General features: G+C 38.0%; 19 protein-coding genes. 6 read left to right on the forward strand and 13 right to left on the reverse strand.

Features of this window, described 5'->3' with window-relative positions; all coding sequences use genetic code 11:
- The first annotated feature begins 456 nt into the window (after nucleotides 1-456).
- From LNP19_RS01485 to LNP19_RS01495, 3 genes are all read left to right on the forward strand, one after another.
- Entirely contained in the window at nucleotides 457-750 is a 294-nt protein-coding gene (locus tag LNP19_RS01485) for a hypothetical protein (RefSeq protein ID WP_230063035.1), read from the forward strand.
- 32 nt (nucleotides 751-782) lie between these two features.
- Nucleotides 783-1,076 (forward strand): hypothetical protein, encoded by a 294-nt coding sequence (locus LNP19_RS01490; RefSeq protein ID WP_230063036.1) that lies wholly within the window; start codon nucleotides 783-785, stop codon nucleotides 1,074-1,076.
- Between the two features lie 113 nt (nucleotides 1,077-1,189).
- Nucleotides 1,190-2,530, forward strand: a complete 1,341-nt coding sequence (locus tag LNP19_RS01495) for a sigma-54-dependent transcriptional regulator (RefSeq protein WP_230063037.1) — start codon at nucleotides 1,190-1,192, stop codon at nucleotides 2,528-2,530.
- Here the strand turns inward: LNP19_RS01495 and LNP19_RS01500 are convergent.
- Nucleotides 2,527-4,953 (reverse strand): hybrid sensor histidine kinase/response regulator, encoded by a 2,427-nt coding sequence (locus LNP19_RS01500; protein WP_230063038.1) that lies wholly within the window; start codon nucleotides 4,951-4,953, stop codon nucleotides 2,527-2,529. The genes LNP19_RS01495 and LNP19_RS01500 overlap by 4 nt on opposite strands.
- A 242-nt stretch (nucleotides 4,954-5,195) precedes the next feature.
- Here LNP19_RS01500 and LNP19_RS01505 point away from each other — a divergent pair, with 242 nt between their 5' ends.
- Both LNP19_RS01505 and LNP19_RS01510 read left to right on the forward strand, forming a co-directional pair.
- Nucleotides 5,196-5,936, forward strand: a complete 741-nt coding sequence (locus tag LNP19_RS01505) for a tyrosine-protein phosphatase (protein WP_230063039.1) — start codon at nucleotides 5,196-5,198, stop codon at nucleotides 5,934-5,936.
- A gap of 678 nt (nucleotides 5,937-6,614) precedes the next feature.
- On the forward strand, nucleotides 6,615-7,664 hold the full coding sequence (locus LNP19_RS01510) for an IS110 family RNA-guided transposase (RefSeq protein WP_230063040.1): 1,050 nt from the start codon (nucleotides 6,615-6,617) through the stop codon (nucleotides 7,662-7,664).
- Nucleotides 7,665-8,135: 471 nt separating this feature from the next.
- On the opposite strand, the gene LNP19_RS01515 is transcribed toward LNP19_RS01510, so the two are convergent.
- From LNP19_RS01515 to rfbC, 10 genes are all read right to left on the reverse strand, one after another.
- Nucleotides 8,136-10,502: a GumC family protein gene (locus LNP19_RS01515; protein ID WP_230063041.1), complete on the reverse strand. Its 2,367-nt coding sequence runs from the start codon at nucleotides 10,500-10,502 to the stop codon at nucleotides 8,136-8,138.
- 7 nt (nucleotides 10,503-10,509) lie between these two features.
- Complete coding sequence (locus LNP19_RS01520) at nucleotides 10,510-11,304, reverse strand: polysaccharide biosynthesis/export family protein (protein ID WP_230063042.1); 795 nt, start codon at nucleotides 11,302-11,304, stop codon at nucleotides 10,510-10,512.
- A 371-nt stretch (nucleotides 11,305-11,675) separates the two neighbouring features.
- A complete protein-coding gene (locus tag LNP19_RS01525; protein WP_428979044.1) occupies nucleotides 11,676-13,568 on the reverse strand; it encodes a polysaccharide biosynthesis protein in 1,893 nt (630 codons plus the stop codon).
- A 323-nt stretch (nucleotides 13,569-13,891) separates the two neighbouring features.
- A complete protein-coding gene (rfbA, locus tag LNP19_RS01530; protein ID WP_230063044.1) occupies nucleotides 13,892-14,761 on the reverse strand; it encodes a glucose-1-phosphate thymidylyltransferase RfbA in 870 nt (289 codons plus the stop codon).
- 21 nt (nucleotides 14,762-14,782) lie between these two features.
- Nucleotides 14,783-14,896 (reverse strand): GxxExxY protein, encoded by a 114-nt coding sequence (locus tag LNP19_RS15460; protein ID WP_428979034.1) that lies wholly within the window; start codon nucleotides 14,894-14,896, stop codon nucleotides 14,783-14,785.
- 707 nt (nucleotides 14,897-15,603) lie between these two features.
- Nucleotides 15,604-16,653, reverse strand: a complete 1,050-nt coding sequence (rfbB, locus tag LNP19_RS01535) for a dTDP-glucose 4,6-dehydratase (RefSeq protein WP_230063045.1) — start codon at nucleotides 16,651-16,653, stop codon at nucleotides 15,604-15,606.
- Nucleotides 16,654-16,682: 29 nt separating this feature from the next.
- On the reverse strand, nucleotides 16,683-17,072 hold the full coding sequence (locus LNP19_RS01540) for a GxxExxY protein (protein ID WP_230063046.1): 390 nt from the start codon (nucleotides 17,070-17,072) through the stop codon (nucleotides 16,683-16,685).
- Between the two features lie 68 nt (nucleotides 17,073-17,140).
- Nucleotides 17,141-18,007: a dTDP-4-dehydrorhamnose reductase gene (gene rfbD / locus LNP19_RS01545; RefSeq protein ID WP_230063047.1), complete on the reverse strand. Its 867-nt coding sequence runs from the start codon at nucleotides 18,005-18,007 to the stop codon at nucleotides 17,141-17,143.
- Between the two features lie 492 nt (nucleotides 18,008-18,499).
- Nucleotides 18,500-19,339 carry a BRO-N domain-containing protein gene (locus tag LNP19_RS01550; RefSeq protein ID WP_230063048.1) on the reverse strand — a complete coding sequence of 280 codons (840 nt, stop codon included), beginning with the start codon at nucleotides 19,337-19,339 and terminating at the stop codon, nucleotides 18,500-18,502.
- Between the two features lie 944 nt (nucleotides 19,340-20,283).
- Nucleotides 20,284-20,832 carry a dTDP-4-dehydrorhamnose 3,5-epimerase gene (gene rfbC / locus LNP19_RS01555; protein WP_230063049.1) on the reverse strand — a complete coding sequence of 183 codons (549 nt, stop codon included), beginning with the start codon at nucleotides 20,830-20,832 and terminating at the stop codon, nucleotides 20,284-20,286.
- Between the two features lie 686 nt (nucleotides 20,833-21,518).
- Between rfbC and LNP19_RS01560 the strand changes: the two genes are divergently transcribed.
- Nucleotides 21,519-21,812, forward strand: coding sequence for an IS110 family transposase (locus LNP19_RS01560; RefSeq protein ID WP_230064198.1), 294 nt, complete (start codon nucleotides 21,519-21,521; stop codon nucleotides 21,810-21,812).
- Nucleotides 21,813-22,045: 233 nt separating this feature from the next.
- Here LNP19_RS01560 and LNP19_RS01565 read toward each other — a convergent pair whose 3' ends face one another.
- Nucleotides 22,046-22,429, reverse strand: coding sequence for a hypothetical protein (locus tag LNP19_RS01565; RefSeq protein WP_230063050.1), 384 nt, complete (start codon nucleotides 22,427-22,429; stop codon nucleotides 22,046-22,048).
- A 4-nt stretch (nucleotides 22,430-22,433) separates the two neighbouring features.
- On the reverse strand, nucleotides 22,434-22,901 hold the full coding sequence (locus LNP19_RS01570; RefSeq protein WP_230063051.1) for a hypothetical protein: 468 nt from the start codon (nucleotides 22,899-22,901) through the stop codon (nucleotides 22,434-22,436).
- Nucleotides 22,902-23,079: the final 178 nt, after the last annotated feature.

The raw sequence follows: 23,079 nt of genomic DNA on the forward strand, positions 1-23,079 counted from the left end.
TATTCCTTCTAGACGACAGTTCATAACCGACAACTCACTTCTCATGGTCATCCTGAGCTGAGCTTTTGTCGAAGAGCCGAAGGGTCGAAGAACACTTCTCACAACCCACAACCCCTAACCGATAACTCACAACCCACAACTCAGCTTCCCTAAAAAAAAGGGAGCCAAAAAGAAAAATTCTCCTTTGGCCCAGCTCCTATATTCTCTATTCAGTACTCACAACCCCAAAGAACCATTGGATCAGAAAAAATGAAAAGAGTCATTTTTTTGGGTAAATTTTACTCAGCATAATTCTAAAATTACACAGCGTTCACATCTCAGAAAAAACAGTCAAACAAAACAAAGCCTTGTAAATAGGCTACTTAGGCACCCGGTCTCCCATGAGAACGAAACGGCATAATTATTTCATTATCCTTACTAACGAACAAGTAATTATAAATATAAAATTAAATTATTATGAAAAAAGCAGTTTTATCATTCGCCATTCTATTAGGGAGTCTATCCACATTTGCAACTCCAATCCAGCCAAATCATGAAGTAACAACCAACCGTATCCTACAAGAAGAATACACCGAAGTAAAACTAGAAGAGTTACCGGCCGCAATTAAAGATGCACTAAAAGCAGCTTATCCAAAAGCAATCCTAGACAAAGCCTATGTAAATGCAAGCAAAAAATACAAATTGGAAATCACTCTTGAAGATAAAAAAGGCAATCTTTTTATCGATGAAAACGGAAAGTGGATCCAATAACAAATAAAAAACAACCCCAAAAATTAAAAAACATGAAAAAGACAATCGTAGCAGCAGCAATCGTTCTAGGAAGTTTAACCGCATTTGCAACAACTCCTGTTCAAATCGCATCAAACCAATATACCCTAACTCAAGAGGAGTTTACTGAAATTGGAACCGATAAATTACCAGAAGCAGTACTCAAAGCAACTGAAAAAACACATCCTGGAGCAAGGATTACAAAAGCCTACATCAATAAGGAAAATCAATATAAATTAGAGATCACAGTCAAAGACCAGAGCGCTACTGTCTATGCGGATGCCGATGGGAACTGGATTACCAAATAAAGTTTCTTTTTTTAAATCAAAGAGCGGTTGTTTTTTACAATCGCTCTTTTTTTGCATAATTTTGTGAAAATCCAATTTTAATACCTTTATTTTAGCGCTAAAGTTTGAAATACATGAAAAAGATTTTACTAATTGAGGATGATGTTTCTTTTTGCAAATTATTGGAAAAATTTCTGCTAAAAAAAGGCTACGAAATAACAACTGCTTTTTCAGCCAATGAAGCGAGAAGCAAAATAAATTCAATTCGATACGATCTTGTTCTTACCGATTTAAGACTGCCTGACACCGATGGCATCGCGCTAATGGCAGAAATAAAAACAGTTTTCCCTGATACTCCTGTGATTTTAATGACCGGATATTCTGATGTAAGCACTGCCGTAAAGGCCATCAAAAAAGGAGCTACAGATTACATTTCAAAACCTTTTAACCCCGAAGAAGTACTGCTGGTAATTGCCAACGCCTTGCAGGAATCCAAAGAAGAAATCATCTCACAAACAACCTCAAAGCCCCAAAAACCAACCCATACTCAAAACTCAAAAGAATTGATTAAAGGCATTTCCAAAGCCTCATTAAAACTAGCCGAATACATCGAATTAGTTGGCCCAACCAATATGTCGGTTTTGATTATTGGGGAAAGCGGTACAGGAAAAGAGGTAATTGCCAAAAATATTCATCAGGCAAGCTCCCGAAAAAATGACCCTTTTATCGCCGTTGATTGTGGAGCAATCCCAAAAGAGCTGGCTGCAAGTGAATTTTTCGGTCACCTAAAAGGATCCTTTACAGGAGCCATCAATGACAAAATTGGTTTTTTTGAAGCCGCAAATAAAGGCACCCTTTTTTTAGACGAAATTGGAAACCTATCCTATGAAAACCAAATTCAATTGTTACGCGCCTTACAAGAAAGAAAAATAAAACCCGTAGGCTCCAATAAGGAAATTGCAGTCGATATTCGAATTATTGCAGCAACCAACGAGGACTTACGTGAAGCAGTAAAAAAAGGAGACTTTAGAGAAGATTTGTACCATCGCATTAATGAATTTTCGATTCATTCGCCTTCCTTGGTAGAAAGAGACATCGATTTGATGGTGTTTGCCGACTTTTTTCTCGAAAAAGCCAATGAAGAACTCAATAAAGCAGTGATTGGATTTTCTCCTGAAGTAAACACTATTTTTCAAAAATACAGCTGGCCAGGAAACCTGAGGGAATTGAAAAACTGCATCAAGCGAGCAACTCTTTTGACCAAAGGGAATTGCATCGAAAAAACGAGTTTACCCCTTGAGTTTTTTTTAGAACAACATACCGAAACTCCTGATTTGTCTTTATCCAAAAATGAAAAAGATACAATTCTAGACGCCCTAGAACAAACAGGAAGCAATAAATCTGAAGCGGCTAAACTTCTCAAAATCACTCGTAAAACCCTGTACAACAAAATAAAACGCTACGGTATCGATTAGTCAATTTCTTTTTGCAGCAATACAAAAAGAGCCTTGATCTTGCATTTCACTTCTTCAAATAGAACCAAAATTTCATTTTGGTTGTGGTCTCTTAATTCCAATTCATCCAAAATACTACTGATCTCATCTGCCTGAAGCTGCTTAAACATGGGATTTATTTTATGCGCTATATTTTTAATTTGCTCCATGTCCTTAACCAAAATGGCTTCTTCCAAAAGAATTAAACTAGCCTTAGTGCTATGCATAAAGGAGCTAATGATTTCTTGCAGCGATTCTTTTTCGTCATGCAAAAAAGCCTTGACGTTAGCCAAACTATAACTTTCATGAATTGATTTCGGTGCAATAGCAGCGATAACAGGAACCTCCCCTTCTTGATCAATACTGTTTTTTAAAGTCTGAATCAGCCTGCTGGGCGCAAAGGGTTTGCGAATAACTGCTGTAAATCCCATCTTCTTGTAAGTGGCTAAATCCACTTCGCTTCTGCCCGTCATGGCAATTACAGCTTGGTTTTTATAATTGCTCCCCTCTTGGTTTTGCAACTTTTCGATAAAAGCAAAACCATCCATAACCGGCATTTGAATATCGCTGACAACACAATCAAAAGGGTTTTCTTTCATCCACTCTAAGGCCTCACTGGCAAGACAGAAAGCGACCGCCACAAAGTGATTTTGTCGCAGAACTTCAGAGGTCAATTTTAATAGATTTTCATCGTCATCAATCACCACAATCGTATATTGAGATGGAGACGCTAATAACAAATCCGATTCCCCTTGAACCACATCGTCAAAAACGAGCGGAAGGCTAATGGTAAAAATACTCCCCTTTGCTAAGCTGCTGCTCAAACTTAAATCTCCTCCCAAAATACGGGCTATTTTTCTCGAAATAGTCAATCCTAGTCCCGTTCCTCCATACCGCTTTTCAATCTGTTGGCTAGCTTGGGTAAACGCTTCAAAAATTAACTCTTGGTTTTCAACCGCAATGCCAATCCCGGAATCCGCAACAATAATTAAGATTGTATTTGAATGCTGATCGATCCTAGCTTCAATCTTTACAAATCCTTTTTCGGTAAATTTAAAAGCATTGCCAATAATATTGCTCAATAGCTGTCGAAGTCGAAAAGGATCGCCAACAATATGCTGCTGAAATTCAGGGGCAATATTTAAAACAAGCCCAACAGCCTTGTTTTGATAAACAGACGAAAGGCTTTCGGCCACCTCTGTAATGATTTTGGCCAATGAAAAGGAAACGCTTTCAACACTAATTTTACCGGCTTCAATTTGAGTAAAATCCAATAAATCCTGTACCAATTGCGAAATATAATTAGACGAACTTTTTACATTCTCTACAAACTGCTGTTGCTTGCTACTCAAAGCGCTGTTGCCCAACAACTCGGTATAACCAATGATGGTACTCAATGGCGTTTTCAAATCGTGACTAACGGTCGAAATGAGCTGCTCGCGACTATTGAGTATTTTTTTGGTAGTAACATGAGCCGCTTCCAATTGTCTTTTGTACGACTGACTTTTAGAAAAATCATTCAAAATAATAATCAAAAATAACAATGCTAGTAAGAGACCGATGATTGCCGCCTGAGTGACAATTTGATTCGTTTTTCCAAGAGATTTTTCTCGGTCAAGATAGCTTTGGGTTGACTTTTTTATAATCTCACTTTCGATCACTGCCAAAACTTTCTGCAATTGCTCAGATATTGAAAGTTCATTTTTAATGAGTTTACTCTCCTCATCACTGATCAATTGCTTTTTTTGGGCTGTCTTTATTTTTACGGTATTAAGTAACTTTCTGGAAGCCATCAAAATAGAATCTGACGCTTTTCGACTCAAAGTATTAGAACTGTCATCGGGAATGTTTTGATTCAAATACACAATGTATTTTTTAAGGACATTTCGCTGATAAGACCCCATCTCAGCTGGATATTTCACAAAATCCTCCAATTCTAACTTGCGCAATGAAGCCTCCATCTTAGTCAAATCAACAATCGCATTTTTTACAGCAACTTCGTCTTCGGTTTTGCCCTTAATGATCTTTAATTGCTCAATGTTCTTTACTTTTTTGGTCAATAGAACACCAACACTATCAAGTAAAGCAATCTGATAATTGGTAGATAAATGCGCTTTTAACGACGCAATAGTGCCGTTCAAACTATTACTTTTGTGCAAATAGTTTTTAAAATCACTACTTTTATTGGATTGTATAGCCAATCGGGCTAAATTTTCGGTTTTGTGAATTTCAGTTAGTAAATTACTGACTTTTAGAATCGTACCGCTTTCTAATGCATTTTCTTTTTGGGTACTGACAAAGCTTTTATTCTCCGAATATAAAAACCAACTCACGCTTACAAAAAGCGCAATTAATAGCAAGTATCCAACCAGAAATTTTAAAGGAATATAATTTTTCTTATCCATTCTCAAAGATAAAAATTAGAAAATAGCCTACTCCTCTCTTAATCGATTTTATGTTTTCTTTAAGTTTTGTACAAAAAAAATAATGAGACACAGACCAATAAGAACCGTAACACTCTCCCAATTGGCAAACTTTAAAATTAAGATCCAATTCTTGACTTTCGCTAAAGGCGAAGTATGTATGTTCAACCGAAAACTGATAACCCACAACTCACTATTCACAACACTTTCCCTATCTTTGCACCATGTTTACACTTTTCAAATCCAAACACGCACTTAAGGATCTAATTCCTGACAATCACATTGACATCCACTCCCATCTACTGCCCGGTATAGATGACGGAGCCAAAACCTTTGAAGACAGCCTACAACTGACTAAGACACTGCAAAGCTTTGGCATTTCACAATTCATAACGACTCCCCACATCATCCAACAGCTATGGGAAAACACCCATGAACAAATTTTATCCAATAAAGAAACAACCCTTAGGAAACTTCAAAAAAACAATATCAGCGCTCCTTTTAAAGCAGCAGCCGAGTACATGATGGACGATCAGTTTGTCCGCCTTTTCAAATCAGGCGAATTACTAACATTAAAGGACAACTACGTCTTGGTTGAGATGTCCTACATCAACCCACCAATACAATTGTACTCCATTTTGTTCGATTTACGCATAGCAGGCTATATTCCGGTTTTAGCCCATCCGGAACGCTATCTGTTCTATCATAATAATTTTAATGAATACCACAAACTAAAAAAAGCAGGCTGCCTCTTTCAATTGAATTTGCTAGCCATAGTAGGTTATTATGGAGCCAATATCACTAAGATAGCCGAACAATTATTACAAAAAGGAATGTATGATTTTGTCGGTACTGATGTGCATAATGATAAACATCTAGCCGCCTTCCACCAAAAAATAAAACTTAAAGACCCAACACCCCTAAAAGAAGCCATAGCCAACAATCAATTTTTCAAATTTGACTAAATCTAAAACAACAGCTATACGAATTCCTCCTGCTAACTATCGGAACGACAACTTCAAACTGAACACTAAACACTCTTCACGATCTGAACTCATAAACCCGGCCTTCTTGCCGCTTCATTCCTAACTCTCCATTCAAAATTCAAAATAAACCCCTTACCTCTAAACAACCGATAACTGACAACCCACAACCCACAACTTACTGTCACCCTGAGGTATAATTTTTATTCTAAAAAAAGCAATATAAAATGACATATGATATTTGCATTCAATTATGCTTCAAATTACTGTCATTTCCGGGATTCAATTGTCCTTAGCTTCCGCAGTCGAGCGTCAAATGTTTGAAGAAGTCGTAACCCGAGTCCCGATAATTATCGGGACGAACTGGCGAAGCAAAACAAAAACTGTTTGAGTCCCGAAAGCTCCTATGTTTGCAAAGTTATAAATTTCCCAAAAAGAAAGCTTTAAATTTGAAAGCATAAAGTAAGAAGAATGAGAGTACACCGAAGGCTAAATAACTCAAGAAGTATATTGTTCGAAAGAAATCACCTCATTCTTTTTTATCTTTTAGAGTCTGAACAGAATGTAAGGAATTAAGCAAGACTTAATATCCAGAATATCCAACCAGGAGAAAAGACGAAGGGAGATTCTTTACTTTATAAACAACCTTAAAGTTTAAGAATGAAAGTATTAAAACAAGTATTGGGAATTGATGTAGCTCAGAAAGAATTGGTAGTTACTCTAGGTAGAATGGTCGAAGATTTATCAATTGAATTGTATGCCTTTAAAGTTTTTAGAAATAATGAGAAAGGCTTTTTAGGACTTTTAGAATGGGTAAAAAAGTTAACAAATGACAAAATAAAGGTTCGATTTGTCATGGAAGCCACAGGTGTTTACCATCAAAAATTCGCTTATTTTTTAGATGAAAAAGAGTGTGAAGTTTGCGTTGTTTTACCCAATAAAATCAGCAACTATATGCGGACTTTAGAGAATAAAACCGTTACAGACAAAACCTGCTCTGAAGCCATTGCACAATTTGGGTTAGAAAGAAAATTAGATTTATGGCATCGTCCAAAGAGTATTTATAGGAATATGCAACAGCTTACTCGTGAACGCGATCAGATAGTGTTTGAGAGAGCAATGGTAAAAAACCATCTTCATGCAGAACAATCAGAAGCTGAGCCTAATGAGAGTAGTATATTGCGGATTAGTACCCGAATTAAGTTTTTGAGTGGACAGGAGAAAGAGATAAAAAAAGAGATTGAAAATTGGGTAAATAAGGACGCTGTCTTAAAAAATGAAATTGAGAATATTTGCACAATACCTGGAATTGGAGAGTTGACTGCTGTGATTATTTTGGCGGAGACTAATGGTTTTGAACTAATACGAAGCAAGAGACAATTGACAAGTTATGCAGGACTTGATGTTAAAGAAAAACAATCTGGAACATCAGTAAAAGGAAAGCCTAGAATATCAAAAAGCGGAAATAGACACCTGCGGAAAGCGATGCATTTACCAGCGTTAACTGTTGTAAGGTGGGATGATAATTTTAGAGATTTATATGCAAGGATAGTCTCCAAACATGGAGTCAAAATGAAGGCTTTGATAGCAGTTCAAAGAAAGCTTTTGGAAATGGTTTATACTATATTCAAGAATAAGTGTTCTTATGACAAAGAATATGAAACCAAGAGGATGGGACAAAAAAATAGCGTGCATGCACAAACGGCATAAACACGCTATACAGGCTGGCTCAATGACCGCCTTAGAAAAGCAAAATTAAGAAAAGAAATGTGATTAAAACTAATCAACCCAAAATAAAAGACATTGGGGTATCAGAATAAATGAAACAATAAAATAATAATCTCAAGGATTACCCGAAGTCCTTTTTTGAAAAAAATAAAAATTAATATTTTAATTGTAAATCAACACAGAATCTTTCGGGACGAGTTTTTTTGTTTTAGACTTCGAAAACTAATTTGACCGACGAGGGAGCGCAGACTTGATTTTTTTGTTTCTTTTTTGATCAAGCAAAAAAGAAAATTAGCAACCTTAATATTTCTCTTTTAATAAAAACGTCAATGGTAGCTGAGCCCGCCCTGAGCTTTTGTCGAAGGGTCGAAGGGCACAACTCACAACTCCAAAAAAAAAGTTTACAAAGAGAAAACACCCCTTGTAAACTTTTTTATAGTAAACCAATACAAACTACTTATTCCAAATACGCTTATACCACGGCTCTTTTTCCACATTTACCCCATAACCATAACCATAGCCGTAGCCTTTGCTAGAGTCTGTATCATTCAAAAGCATACACATATTAGGCAACTTGTTTTCCTTGTACAAACTATTCGGGATGGCCAGCATACGTTTTTCTAAGAAATTAGCACGGGCAACATATACAAAACAGTCTGCATATTGAGCAATCAATAAGGTATCCGTCACCAGACTTACTGGAGCCGTATCCACAATAATATAATCATACTCGGCTTTTAGACTTTCAAAAATACCGGCAATTTTTTTACTCATCAACAACTCGGCTGGATTCGGTGGTATAACCCCCGCTGGTAAAACATGAAAATCCTCATAACCCTCATACTTCACAATCAAATCCTTTAAGTCTAAATTGTTACTGGACAAATAATTAGTCAATCCGCGATCCGGTAAAGTCAAATAATCATCTAATCTGGGATTTCGGATATCAGCCCCAATCAGCAACACTCTTTTACCCGACAAGGCAAAAGTAGCCGCTAAATTGACCGAAACAAAAGTTTTCCCCTCCTTAGGAAAAGTAGAAGTCAAAAAGATCGTTTTGGCCTTACCTTCAGCAACCTTACCAACCATAAATTCAAGGTTGGTTCGAATGATTCGTAAAGCTTCCGCCGAACTACTTCTGCTATCCGGCTGCATAATTTGTGAAGGATCCTCAGAAGAAGGAACATCCCCAATAAACGGAACCGAAGTTTTTCCCTCCAAATCCAAACGGCTTTTTATCTTGGTATCAAGCAAGTCAATCAGATAAATTACTCCAAAAGGAATCAAAATACCCAACAATAATGCAGCTAGATAAATAATACTCTTCTTAGGCGAAACAGGAATCTTTGAGGCCTTGGCCGCATCAATTACTCGGGCATTAGGTTCTGTTGCCGACAAGGAAATAGCAGTTTCTTCTCTTTTTTGCAACAAATACAAATAAAGCTCTTCCTTAACTTTTTGTTGGCGGGCAATAACCCTGAACTGACGCTCCTGCGATGGTATTTTTTCTACCTTACGGTTCAAAACACCCTCTTCACTTTTCAAATCAGACTTCTGAATCCTTAAATTCGATTGCAGCCTGCCCAAGCTCGATACCACATTAGACCTCAAAGAAGCAATTTGCTGATCCATCTTAACAACAGAGGGGTTCAGACTCGTGGCCGACTTTAATAAGCGATTGCGATCCAAAATCAACTGATTGTAGGTATTAATCAAACTAGAAGCGTCTGCATCTCCACCGATAACATTGGTAGGCAACAAATCGGAATTACTGCTCTTCTTAATAAAATCAAGCATCGACTGTACCATATTCAATTGTATAGCGGCCTCAACCCCCTTCTTATCATACTCACTCGATCCTTCTATAAAAAGTTTGGCCTCCGATTCAATATCGGTAAGTCGATTCGACTTCTTAAAACGCTCCACACTCTGTTCTACCCCATCCAATTCCTCTGTAATTAACGCCAACCGACCAGCGATAAATTGAGAAGTATTTTCAGAGATAGCATTTTTATCATTTACAGCAGCTTCATTATAAATTCGAACCAAAGCATCCAAAAAATCTTCAGCCCTATGAATGACGGCATCCGTCAAAGACAACTCAACCACACTACTCGTCTTACTCAAAGGACTGATGACAAGGCGGCTTCGGTAATTTTCTACGACTTCTTCTAGAGGCCTGATAACAATTTGGATAAACTTACTACTACTGACTCCTTCAATAGTCGACTGCAGAATCCTCAAATCACCACCTCTTGTTTTGATGATCTCCCCATAAGCATACTCCTTTTTGGAATCAAAAAGAATCGGCAATGACAAATCGTTTAGCTCTTCTTCAAGTCTAAAACGCCCCCCTCCTGTACTGCTAAACTTCAAAGTACTGCTACTGCTGTAAAGAGCGGCTGTAGGACGGATAAAACGAACACTAATCGGGCTGTTATCATAAAGAGTGGCATCAATAACATTACCCTCAACAACCAAGTTGACATTCAAATGCAACTCCCTAACCGTACTTTCAACCAGGGTTCTGGACTTCAGAATCTCAATCTCATTATCAACATTGTTCTTTAGTGCTCCTCCTAAACCCATATCCGCAAAAGCAGAAAGTTCAGAAAGACCTCCTCCCTTTTTTTCGTCTTTGACCAAAATAGTAGTGCTGGCCTTATACTGCGGAATGACATAACGCAAATAGCCAAAGGCGATGCCTAGACATAAAAACACACCTAAAACAAACCATTTCCAATGGAAAATATATTGATCTAGGATGGCTCTTAATTGAAAATTATCTTCTGTATCTTCGTTTAAAATGTTATTTTGCATGAAAAATTTATTTGCTGGTCGAAATAATTAAGGTAATCAAGGTAATCAAGATAGAGGTAATCGAAATAAGAACCCCCGTATTAGGCCCCACCTTAGCGCCGTTAATTTTAGTTTTATTGGGTTCCACATAAACCACATCATTCTGGGCCAAATAATAAAAAGGCGAATGGATAAAATCAGCCTTGGTCAAATCCACCCTGTTATAGGACGCGACCCCGTTTATTTCTCTAATGATTAAGATATTGTCGCGCTTACCGTAAATAGTAAGATCCTTTGCCTTACTCAAAGCTTCAATCAAAGTAATGCGTTCAGAATCCACCGCAAAAGTACCGGGAGCCAAAACTTCTCCCTGAACCGAAACCTTAAAATTCACGATGCGCATGTTCACTATCGGCTTTTTAATATAAACCGCAATCTTATCTTGAAGCATCTGCAATACTTCCGTACGGGATAAACCACTTACTTTTAACCGTCCCAGTATGGGAAACTCGATAAAACCATTGGCATCCACCAGATACAACTGCATGGTCTGCTGACTCGTTACAGCATCAAGCCTATTCGGACTCTGAACTGCAACCGATTTTAAATTAAAGGGAGCCGCTATTTCAGCATCCTCAGCCGAAACAATAATACTCAACAAATCATCGGGTTGAATTTTAATCTCATAGCTCGAAGAAGCCGCTTTAGGCTGTAAATTGTCAATATTCTGATAGTAGACAATTTCTTTCCTGTTAGCACAGGAAAAACATAAAAATACCAAAATGAAAGGAATCGCTTTTTTTATGGAAAAAATAAAGTTCATTGAAATGTAGATTTAAAGGACTGCGAAAGTAATCAAAAAAATAATAATTTCTATAAGATAAATCCCGTTTTATATACGACCCCCAATAAACATCAGGCTTCTGTCTGCCAAAATTGCATAATAACAAAATACAGCACGAATAAAATAAGCGATCTGCTAAAACCCAAAACCCTCCCGAGCTATCGGGACTCACAACCCACTGTCATCCTGAGCTTGTCGAAGGACACAACTCACAATTCACGATTCACTGTCATCCTGAGCTTGTCGAAGGACACAACTCACGACTCACGATTCACGACTCACGATTCACTGTCATCCTGAGCTTGTCGAAGGACACAACTCACAACTCACAACTCACAATTCACTATTCACTACTTATCCAGCACCTCATAAGCCGAATTCATACTCTTAAACTCCGGAACAATCTTCTTCATCTTAGAAACAATACCCTCACTGTCAAAAAAATTGGCAATTGCAATCAATTCCTCAATATCACTATGCAGCATGTCAAATTCATCCTGAACATCCTCAGCAATCATAATTTTCTCATGATGGGTAGCCAATGTCTTTGAAGTATCATTGAGCAATTCCTCATACAATTTCTCTCCCGGACGCAAACCTACAATCGCAATCTTTATGTCTTTATCAGGAACAAATCCAGCCAGCTTGATCATCTTTCTGGCCAAATCAATAATCTTAACCGGCTTCCCCATATCAAAAATATAGATTTCACCTCCCTTACCCATGGCCCCCGCTTCCAATACCAATTGGCAAGCCTCAGGAATAGTCATAAAATAACGGATGATATCGGGATGTGTAATCGTAATCGGACCGCCCTCAGCAATTTGCTTGCTAAACAAGGGCACCACTGATCCATTAGAACCTAGCACGTTCCCAAAACGGGTCGTGATAAACTTTGTTGCTTTGACACATTGTTCTTCCCTGCTTTTCTGTTGCAGGCTTTGAACGTATTTCTCCGCAATCCGCTTACTGGCTCCCATGACGTTACTCGGATTCACCGCCTTATCAGTAGAAACCATAACAAACTTTTTAACTCCGTACTCACAGGACAAATCAGCCAGGTTTTTTGTCCCTTCAATATTGGTCAAAATCGCCTGCGAGGGATTCTCCTCCATCAAAGGCACATGCTTATAGGCCGCAGCATGAAAAACAACCTGCGGTAGATAGGCCTCAAAAACATGACGCAAGGCCACTTTATTTCTAACATCGGCAACGACACTGTGTATGGCTGAATCAGAACGAATCCCTTCAATTTCTAAAGAAAGATGATGCAAAGGAGTCTCAGCCTGATCAAGGATAATAATTTTTCTGGGATTAAAACCCAATACCTGCCTTACAATTTCACTTCCTATAGAGCCCGCACCTCCGGTAATTAAGATAGTTTTATCTTTCAACTGCTTAGAAATCGATTTACTGTCTAGTACAATCGCCTTCCTTTCTAACAAATCTTCAATTTGTAAATTCTTTACTTTTTTGGAAATTTCCTTCTGATTTTCCCAATCCCTAATCCCAGGAACGATATACACCTTGTAGTTAAACTCCAAGCACTGATCCACAATAACCAACTGCTCTTCCTTACTCAACCCCTTATCGGCTATAATAATCCCTTGGGCTCCAACAGAACGCATCAGCGTCGGCAACTTCCTCTTCTGCACCAGAATCGGCAAATCCAACATTCTCTTGGTCGAATTTTGATTTTTCTTATCCACAAATCCAACAATCTTAAAACGACTTGGTCTTTCTAATTTTAAGGCATTAGCTACCGAAATGGCATTGGCATCCGTCCCATAAATTAGAGTGCGAACCAACTTAACATCGTTTTTCTCAGCAACATAATGTTCAAAGGTTTGTTTTACAATAACCCGATACAGAAACAAACCACAAAAAGACAATACAATATTAATAAAAAGTGCCGTGTTCAAAAAAGCCTTATCGCCATTAAAAAACTCGAAAACCAAATTATAGACCAAGAAAAAAACCAATACCGCCAACTGTGACAGCAAAAGCTTAACCGCATCAATATAGGAAGAATGCCGAATGATACCGGCATAAGTCCGAAACAACCAAAAGAAAAACACATTAACACCTAAAAGAAAAAGGACATAGCTCACTTTATCGAAACCTATCACATAAAGCATCCCTAAGCCATTAATAATCAGTTTTGTAAATAAAAAAGAAACCAATAAAATACTAACATCAATCAAAACAATAATCCACCGGGGCAGATAACTTAAATTATGAATGTTAAAACGTAAGTTTTCCCTCGAAAAAAAAGAGGAATTCTCCCTTTCGGAACCAAAGTGCTTATTACTACTCAAAATATCTTTATATAGGTTAAAACGGATTAGTTTTTAGTCTCCCAAAAATAATCTTAAAAATTTAAAAAAAAATACAATTGCGTCAATTAAATTTAAAAAAAGCAAACAGTCAATGACATAGACGATAGGCTATACTCTGCTAAAAACAACGCACAACCCACAACCCACAACCCTCCCGATAACTATCGGGGCTCACAACCCACAACCCACAACTCACAACTCACATCTCACGACTCACGACTCACGATTCACATCTTCATCTTCAACAACCCCAAAAGATACTCCCCATATCCGGATTTCTTCAAAGGCTCTGCTAATTCTCTTAATTGCGCATCTGTAATAAAACCCTGTCTCCAGGCAATCTCCTCAATACAGCCCACTTTCAGTCCCTGACGCTCCTCAAGTACCTGAACAAATTGCCCCGCCTGCATCAGGCTGTTAAAAGTTCCGGTGTCCAGCCAGGCGGTACCTCGGCTCAAAATACCAACCTTCAACTGGCCTTTTTCAAGATAGACCTTATTGACATCGGTGATTTCATATTCCCCTCGGGCACTGGGCTGGATATTTTTGGCGATTTCTACAACCGAATTGTCATAAAAATACAAACCCGGTACGGCATAATTCGATTTGGGCGCCAAGGGCTTTTCTTCAATCGAAAGCGCTTTATGGTTTTGATCAAATTCCACTACACCATAGCGTTCGGGATCTGCCACATGATAAGCAAACACCACTCCACCTTCCGGTTGGCTATTGGATTGCAGCAACTCATCCATATTCGAACCAAAGAAAATATTATCCCCCAAAACCAGAGCGACACTATCATCTCCGATGAATTCCTCTCCAATAACAAAAGCCTGCGCCAGTCCGTTAGGAACCGCCTGCTCGGCATAGCTGAACTGACAACCGATAGCCGAGCCATCACCCAATAATTTCTTGAAATTCGGCAAATCATGCGGAGTCGAAATAATCAATATCTCATGAATCCCCGCCATCATCAAAGTCGATAACGGATAATAAATCATCGGCTTGTCATAAACCGGCATCATCTGCTTGCTCATCGCCAGGGTCAACGGATGCAATCGGGTACCGGATCCTCCGGCGAGTATAATTCCTTTCATAGTTTTCACGAATTATTCGAATTAATTCGAATTTGTCAAATTAATCATTCTTTTATAAGTTAATGAAGGCCTGCCGAAATTAATCAGCATACCTAACTCCATTTTTGTACATCTTAAATAATTGCTCAACTGCATATAAAACAACTTTTTATGCTTAAATTAAGTGCTTTTTTTAAATGAATCCCTTTACCCCAGACTTCTCGATACAATTTTATAAAAACGCTCTCGCTATTTTATAAAATCACTCGAAGTGACAAAAACCGAAAACTGACAACTCACCACTCCTCTCCCGTCCTTCGCTTCCGCAGTCGAGCGTCAAATGTTTGAAGAAGTCGTAACCCGAGTCCCGATTGTTATCGGGACGAACTGGCGAAGCAAAACAAAAACTGTTTGAGCGAAGCGAAATCGAAGATTCATGAATTCCATAAAAATATAAACGCATGAATAGTTTTTTTGTTTTAGACCCGAGCCGCAGGCGAACAGAGCGAAGCTACTTCGAAAACAACCCGAGACCGAAGGTCGAACCGAGCAAAGCTAAATTTGACCGACGAGGGAGCGCAGACTAGAAATCGAAGATTATTTCATCCGTTCGCCTTTCAGGCTCGGGCCATGAATACCAAAAAACAATAATAAAGCATGAATATTTTTTTGTTTCCGTCACCCTGAGCGAAGTCGAAGGGTTGATCAAGGCAAATCGAAGATTCAGTGAACACCGCTAAAAAATAATAACCCAGTGAACTAAAAGAAAATTAGTAATCCTTAATTTTTTACTTTCACAACAAAACGTCATTGACAGCATCCATTCGTCTCAATTTGCTTAAAAATTCGCTTTAAATTCGTTTTCAATTCGAGTACTGTTTCTCGTAATAACTCGCATATTCCCCCGAAGTCACATTATCCAACCAAGCTTGATTCTCCAAATACCAATTCACCGTTCTTTCCAATCCTTGCTCAAAAGTAACCGAAGGCTTCCATCCCAACTCCTTATTAATCTTAGTCGCATCAATCGCATAACGCAAATCATGCCCCGGACGGTCTTTGACATAGGCAATCAACTGCTCCGATGTGCCGGCTGGACGACCTAATTTCTCATCCATGATTTTGCAAAGCAATTGCACCAAATCGATATTCTGCCATTCGTTAAAACCACCAATATTATAAGTATCATGATTCTTCCCTTTGTGAAAAACCAAATCAATCGCCACCGCATGATCTTCCACAAAAAGCCAATCGCGCGTATATTTCCCATCGCCATAAACCGGCAGAGGCTTATTTTGAATAATATTATGAATGAATAGCGGAATCAATTTTTCAGGAAAATGAAAAGGCCCGTAATTATTCGAACAATTCGTCAACACATAAGGCAGGCCGTAGGTTTCGCCATAAGCACGCACAAAATGATCCGAACTGGCTTTGGAAGCCGAATAAGGCGAATTAGGATCATAAGGCGTCGTCTCGGTAAATAAGCCTTCGGCACCCAGACTGCCATACACCTCATCAGTACTGATATGGTAAAAACGTTTGCCCTCATAATTGTCTTCCCAAATCGCCTTAGCTGCATTCAACAAATTCATGGTCCCAATCACATTGGTCTTCACAAAAGACAAAGGATCAGTAATGGAACGATCCACATGCGACTCGGCAGCCAAATGCAACACCCCATCAAACTGATGTTCGGCAAACAAAGCATCAATAAACGGAGCATCCACAATATCCCCTTTGATAAAAGTATAATTGGACTCCTTCTCAATATCGGCAATATTCTCCAGATTCCCAGCATAAGTCAGCGCATCCAAATTAAAAATCTGATACTGCGGATATTTTTTCACAAAAAGCCGCACCACATGCGACCCAATAAAACCGGCCCCACCGGTAATTAATATTTTTTTCATTTATTTCTATTTTTCCGAATTGACACGAATTAACGCGAATTAATTATTCTTTTATAAATTAATGAAGTCGTACCAAAATTAACCAACATGCCTAACTCCATTTTTGTACACTTTAAATAATTTTTCAACTGCGCATAAAACACATCTGGAATATGAGATACCGCTTTTATCTCCAAAACAATAGCATCATAACAAATAAAGTCGGCTCTATAGTGTTTATTTAATTTCTGATTATCATAATATAATTCCAACTTCACTTGCTTTTTAAAAGGGATTTCTTGAACTTGAAATTCTTTCTCCAACGCTTCCTCATAAACCGCTTCCAGAAATCCAGCTCCTAATGAACGATGTACTTTCATACATGCCCCAATAATTTTAAAGCTTTCTTCTTTGTAAAGTATTTTATCGGTAACATCCATTCGCATAATTCGCCTTAAAATTCGTTTAAATTCGTCTTAAAATTCGTTTTAATTCGCTTCAATTCGCTTCAATTCGTTTTAATTCGTAACAACCCCATGCACCTCCTCAAACTCTCCCTATACTCTGGAACTTCAACTCCAAAACTAGCTTTTATTTTACATTTATCCAACAAAGAATAAGCCGGACGTCGCGCTGGCGTAGGATAAGCTGAGCTTGGAATCCCACTAATCTCACAATCAAAACCGCCAATTTCCTGAATCACCAAAGCAAATTCATACCAGCTGATTTCGCCTTCATTAGAAAAATGATAAATTCCCGCCTGCCAGTTTGGATGATGGATAATCGTTAGAATCGCCTGCGCCAAATCCGCCGCATACGTCGGACTCCCGATCTGGTCGTTCACCACACTCAAAGAGTCTCTTTCCTGCATCAATCGCGACATGGTTTTTACAAAATTGTTCCCAAAACTAGAATACACCCAGGAGGTTCGGATAATAATTGAATCCGGGTTGTACTTTAGACAGGCCTTTTCACCGGCCACCTTAGTGACCCCATACACATTAATCGGATTGGTTTCAGCCGTTTCTGTCAAAGCCACAGCCGAATTCCCGTCAAAAACATAATCGGTCGAAACATGGATCAATTGACAACCATGAGCTTGGCTCCATTTAGCCAAAACCGCAACCGCCTGATGATTCAACACATCTGACAATTCTATCTCTGTTTCTGCTCTATCAACCGCAGTATGCGCCGCACAATTAATAATTATTTGAGGATGAATAGCATCCAATTGTGCTTCTAATCCAACCAAATCACATAAATCCAGTTCCTCCTGATCAGTAAAAACCCATTTAAATTGCGGATAATCCACTGCCAAAACTTGCAACTCTGATCCCAACTGCCCTTTGGCACCTGTAACTACTATTTTTTTCATTTATTTTCTTATCTAACGAATTTCACGAATTAAAACGAATTAATCCAAATTATAAACTTTCTTTAAGCTTGTACAACTCATCCCGATAGTCCCGATAGCGATCAGGATCAGGCTTAATCTTTTGTTACCGTCACCCTGAGCGGAGACGAAGGGTTGATCAAGACAAATCGAAGATTATTTCATCCGTTCGCCTTGCAGGCTCGGGTCAGAGAACACCGCTTAAAATAAAAGTTAAGTGAGATAAAAAAGAAAAAATCCCTTCATGAAAATCAAATCACCTTAAATAAAAACAATTCCAACTTACCAAATTATCTGCCGCTACTTGTGTGATCTTTCCTTCGTCAAGATGACAAAGTAAAACGACCCGACTCACTTCTCACTTCTCACTATTCAACTCTCACCATCATCCTGAGCGAAGTCGAAGGACACTCACCACTCCACAACCATAACTCACAACCGATAACCGATAACCGACAACCGATAACCGATAAACTACTCCTCTTGTTCATTATTCTTAGCATCCAGAAGCTGTTTTGCATTCAATCCTGTTACCACTTTTTTACCCGTTCTCGCTTCCAATTCTTGTAAAGCTACTTTAGCTACATTACCTCCTTGCTGTGCAACTTTCTTACTTTCTTCAAAACTTTCGGGATTTACGGCTTGAGAGATGTCTTTCGTAGAAGCTTCGGCAAGCATGTTCAAAATAAGCTCCGTGTTCGTCATATTATCGCGAAGATTTTCTTTCTTCAGCCCTTTCAACACTTTATACTCTTTAGTAGTTTTATCCGACCAGGCTTTAGAGATAATATCAGTCAGTGTTGCAAATTGCATACCCTCTTTTAATCCTTTTCTTTTCCATTCGTCAGTTAATTCTTTTCTGACCTCAATACTTTTTAAGCGTTGATTAATCCAGCTTTCAGAATAACCCAATTGCAAATATTGCTCCAATGCTCGGTCAATTGTTAATTCCGGATCCTGCATTTCATCCAAGCGTTCTGAAGCTATTTGGGCCAACCATAGCTTAAAAGGTTCTGCTTTTGGTGATGGAATAGATTGTATCAGCCTAAAAAGTTGCTCAGTATCGGCAACATCAGTTTTATAATATTTCCCATCACTGGACTGCATTTTCAGTTGTACGATATTCTCGTACAACTGACTTCCTTCTTTAGCCAATTTCTTTTTAAGATCCGACCAATATCTTTTAGGAATAGTACTCCCCGTCAAAACCTCTATAGTATCAACAATAGAGAAATACCATTGCTCTTTATCTGTATCCCAAAGAGCTCGCACTTTCGTATTTTCAAATAATTGTAAGGCTTGGCGTTGTGTCATAACCGAAATTTTAAAGTTTTACAAAGATAATAACTACTTTCCATTCATCCCGATCGCTATCGGGACTCACAACTCACTTCTCACAACTCACTTCTCACATCTCACTATCCTAATACTCCCTTACTGCTGCCAATATTGATAACGGAACACGGATGACACGGATTTCTATATAAAAAATCAGCGAAAATCCGCCTAATCCGTTTCATCTGTGTCCCAACATTGAATTACTAGTCCGCTAAGCGGACACTAATCGAGGAAAAATCCAAGCCTCTTTGCGGTTAAAAACCACTTCACGAACCCACAACCCACAACCCACAACAGAGAACCCATAACACACAACCCATCCCGATAACTATCGGGGCTCACATCTCACTATCCTAATACTCCCTTACTGCTGCCAATATTGATAACGGAACACGGATGACACGGATTTAAACTGATAAAAACGGATTCTATATAAAAAATCAGCGAAAATCCGCCTAATCCGTTTCATCTGTGTCCCAACATTGAATTACTAGTCCGCTAAGCGGACACTAATCGAGGAAAAATCCAAGCCTCTTTGCGGTTAAAAACCACTTCACGAACCCACAACCCACAACAGACACCCCACAACAGAGAACCCATAACACACAACCCATCCCGATAACTATCGGGGCTCACATCTCACTATCCTAATACTCCCTTACTGCTGCCAATATTGATAACGGAACACGGATGACACGGATTTAAACTGATAAAAACGGATTTCTATATAAAAAATCAGCGAAAATCCGCCTAATCCGTTTCATCTGTGTCCCAACATTGAATTACTAGTCCGCTAAGCGGACACTTATCAAGTAAAAAGCGAAGCCTCTTTGCGGTTAAAAACCACTTCACGAACCCACAACCCACAACAGACACCCCACAACAGAGAACTCATCCCGATAACTATCGGGGCTCACAACTCAAAACCCTCTATTACAATCCTCAAAATGCGGCAAAACCAAATCCTTCTCCGATACAATCGCATCCGCTAAATCAATTCCCCAATCAATATTTAGCGATGGATCGTCAAAACGAATCCCGCCCTCACTTTCTTTGTTATAAAACTGATCACACTTATACAGCACCACAGCCGTTTCGCTGATAACCGAAAAACCATGGGCAAAACCCTGAGGAACCAACAATTGCTTCTTATTCTCAGCAGATAACAAAACACTAAATGCCTTCCCATAAGTAGCCGAATCCGTTCTTAAATCAACTGCAACATCAATAATCTCCCCCTCTAGTACACGAACCAACTTCGTCTGAGCATAAGGAGGGTTTTGATAATGCAAGCCTCGCAAAGTCCCTTTCTTAGAAAAAGATTGATTGTCCTGCACAAAATCAATAGCAATCCCCAAATCTTCAAACTTAGTCTTACTATAGGCTTCAAAAAAATAACCTCTTTCATCTCCAAAAACAATGGGCTCTATAACAACCAAATCTTTTATAAATGTTTTCTCAATCCGCATTTTATATTTTTATTTTTTTTCTAAAGAACAAAATCCGACTCTAAATTAAATGTTCTAACAGAATCGTCAACAATCAGCCAACCTAAAACCTGAAATCCAGAATACTCTAAAAAACTCAAACACTAGCGCTCTAATTTACCCACAAAGAAAATCAAAATAATTCTTTTAACGGTACTTTTATCGAAACCTAATCATCTCTTTAGTAAAAAAATCTGTATAGTGAACTTTTATGAAACTCCTAACTTTCATGACAGTTCTAATATGTTTGTTCTTTCACAGCTCCATTGGGCTACTTTCTCTTTAAAAGCTTTATCGTAAATTTTAAGCACTCGTTTCGTCAACTACAATTAAGATTCTTTCTTAACCCGCCGCTGTAATGGCTAAAATAACTGACAACCGATAACCGATAACCGATAACTGACAACAGACAACAGACAACCGACAACAGACAACCGATAACTGACAACCGATAACTGACAACCGATAACCGACAACAGATAACCGATAACTGACAACCGACAACCGACAACAGACAACCGATAACTGACAACCGATAACTGACAACCGATAACTGACAACCGACAACAGCTAACCGACAACAGATAACAGATAACCGACAACTGACAACTGACAACCGATAACCGATAACTGACAACCGACAACTCACCAGCTACGCAGGATTGGATGTGGTTGAAAAACAGTCAGGGACGTGCGTAAAAGGTAAACCGAAAATAGCGAAGAAAGGAAATCGATATTTGAGAAGTGCTTTACATTTGCCGGCACTTAGCACGATAAAATGGAATGATAATTTTCGAGATCAATATGCAAGAATAGTAGCGAAACACGGAATTAAAATGAAAGCATGCGTGTCTGTACAGAGAAAATTATTGGAACTGATATATGTAATTTATAAAAACAAAACAGTGTATGATAAGGATTATGAATCAAAAAAAAATAGCATGCTAGCACAAAAGGCATAAAGACGCTATACAGTCTGGCTCTAAGACTACAAATTCCAGCTATATTGAGCACCCAATTCCAATTTAACATTAAAGAATCTTAAATTTCAACCCAAAAAACTAAGTAAACTTTCACTTCTCACCCATAAACAACTTCTAGTCCCGTTCAACAGCGACTTCTTGCTGGGCCTTGCAGACCGTATGAAATCTTACTTATTGGCAGTAGTTATAATTGTAGATAAAAATGGTTTGGCTTATTTGATTAGATGTTTTTTGATTTCATCTAAATTAGTTTTTGCAAGATTTGCTTTTGCAGTAGACACTCTATAATTTGAATATCTGGCATTCATACAAGCATCCAAAAGCCATCTATAATGAGAAAAACAGCTGGGAATATGTATTCTAACAAGTTGTTTTGTACCCTCGTGTTTGGAAATCCTTCTACTTTTTAATACTAAATTATAATAAGTATTAAAATGAGGATATGTTGTGCCATTCTCTGTTAGAGGGAATATTTCATGTTGAACATAGTGCAATGCTGAATAAAAAGAAGTTGTTACAATCCAATCAGTAAATTTGCCATCTGCTATGAGAAAGTCACATACACCCTCATTATGCTTTGCATGATCTTTACTCATTTTATTATTTTGAAGACTTATGTTTTAGGTTAAATCCATCGGCCTTAATACAACTATCGTCAATTTCTCCATCAGTATCATAGATACTAACATTGAGTTTATAAAATTCAGAGCCAACGTTGTCTTCTAAATTAGTCAGATAATCATAAACTGAATAAATTTTATCACTTAAAAATTCATTTTCTGGCAATATTAATAAAATAGAAAAATCATCCCATGAGTTTATTTTTAAATAAGCACCTATTGGATTAAATTTTTGTTTTTTCAGGTATTTTAATATTTCATTTGTATAAGAACCTGAATTATTGATATTGGTTTTTAGTTTATCAACAATCAATTTTTCTGTTTGTTCTAATGCTTCATTTTTACCTGTAAGATAAGCATCAATAACATGGTCTGATGTATATAAGCGTTCACTTGGAGAAGTAAATTCCCAATTTACAGGTGCTAATATTTTTTGAATAGTTGCCATGATTTTTTTTGCAAAAGTACGTTAATTGATCAAATATACAATAGATAGAGAAATATACAACAAAAATTAACTTTCTTAAAGTATTATAATTCTTCACTTTAGTTAGATTCTTGATTCGACCTAACAATTACTGCCAACTTATATACAGACCTAACAGCTATCATTTTTTATTCAAAAT

Origin of the sequence: Flavobacterium acetivorans (genome assembly GCF_020911885.1) — a bacterium.
In the GTDB taxonomy this organism is placed as follows: Bacteria; Bacteroidota; Bacteroidia; order Flavobacteriales; family Flavobacteriaceae; genus Flavobacterium; species Flavobacterium acetivorans.

Bases quoted from the DNA above. Each gene is read 5' to 3' on its own strand.
- LNP19_RS01485 (WP_230063035.1), top strand. From the start codon at position 457: ATGAAAAAAGCAGTTTTATCATTCGCCATTCTATTAGGGAGTCTATCC.
- rfbD (WP_230063047.1), bottom strand. From the start codon at position 18,007: ATGAAAAAAATAGTAGTTACAGGTGCCAAAGGGCAGTTGGGATCAGAG.
- LNP19_RS01570 (WP_230063051.1), bottom strand. From the start codon at position 22,901: ATGGCAACTATTCAAAAAATATTAGCACCTGTAAATTGGGAATTTACT.
- LNP19_RS01495 (WP_230063037.1), top strand. From the start codon at position 1,190: ATGAAAAAGATTTTACTAATTGAGGATGATGTTTCTTTTTGCAAATTA.
- LNP19_RS01520 (WP_230063042.1), bottom strand. From the start codon at position 11,304: ATGAACTTTATTTTTTCCATAAAAAAAGCGATTCCTTTCATTTTGGTA.
- LNP19_RS01505 (WP_230063039.1), top strand. From the start codon at position 5,196: ATGTTTACACTTTTCAAATCCAAACACGCACTTAAGGATCTAATTCCT.
- rfbB (WP_230063045.1), bottom strand. From the start codon at position 16,653: ATGAAAAAAATATTAATTACCGGTGGGGCCGGTTTTATTGGGTCGCAT.
- LNP19_RS01490 (WP_230063036.1), top strand. From the start codon at position 783: ATGAAAAAGACAATCGTAGCAGCAGCAATCGTTCTAGGAAGTTTAACC.
- LNP19_RS01500 (WP_230063038.1), bottom strand. From the start codon at position 4,953: ATGGATAAGAAAAATTATATTCCTTTAAAATTTCTGGTTGGATACTTG.
- LNP19_RS15460 (WP_428979034.1), bottom strand. From the start codon at position 14,896: ATGCAGTTGAGCAATTATTTAAGATGTACAAAAATGGAGTTAGGTATG.
- rfbC (WP_230063049.1), bottom strand. From the start codon at position 20,832: ATGCGGATTGAGAAAACATTTATAAAAGATTTGGTTGTTATAGAGCCC.
- rfbA (WP_230063044.1), bottom strand. From the start codon at position 14,761: ATGAAAGGAATTATACTCGCCGGAGGATCCGGTACCCGATTGCATCCG.
- LNP19_RS01540 (WP_230063046.1), bottom strand. From the start codon at position 17,072: ATGGATGTTACCGATAAAATACTTTACAAAGAAGAAAGCTTTAAAATT.
- LNP19_RS01550 (WP_230063048.1), bottom strand. From the start codon at position 19,339: ATGACACAACGCCAAGCCTTACAATTATTTGAAAATACGAAAGTGCGA.
- LNP19_RS01565 (WP_230063050.1), bottom strand. From the start codon at position 22,429: ATGAGTAAAGATCATGCAAAGCATAATGAGGGTGTATGTGACTTTCTC.
- LNP19_RS01515 (WP_230063041.1), bottom strand. From the start codon at position 10,502: ATGCAAAATAACATTTTAAACGAAGATACAGAAGATAATTTTCAATTA.
- LNP19_RS01510 (WP_230063040.1), top strand. From the start codon at position 6,615: ATGAAAGTATTAAAACAAGTATTGGGAATTGATGTAGCTCAGAAAGAA.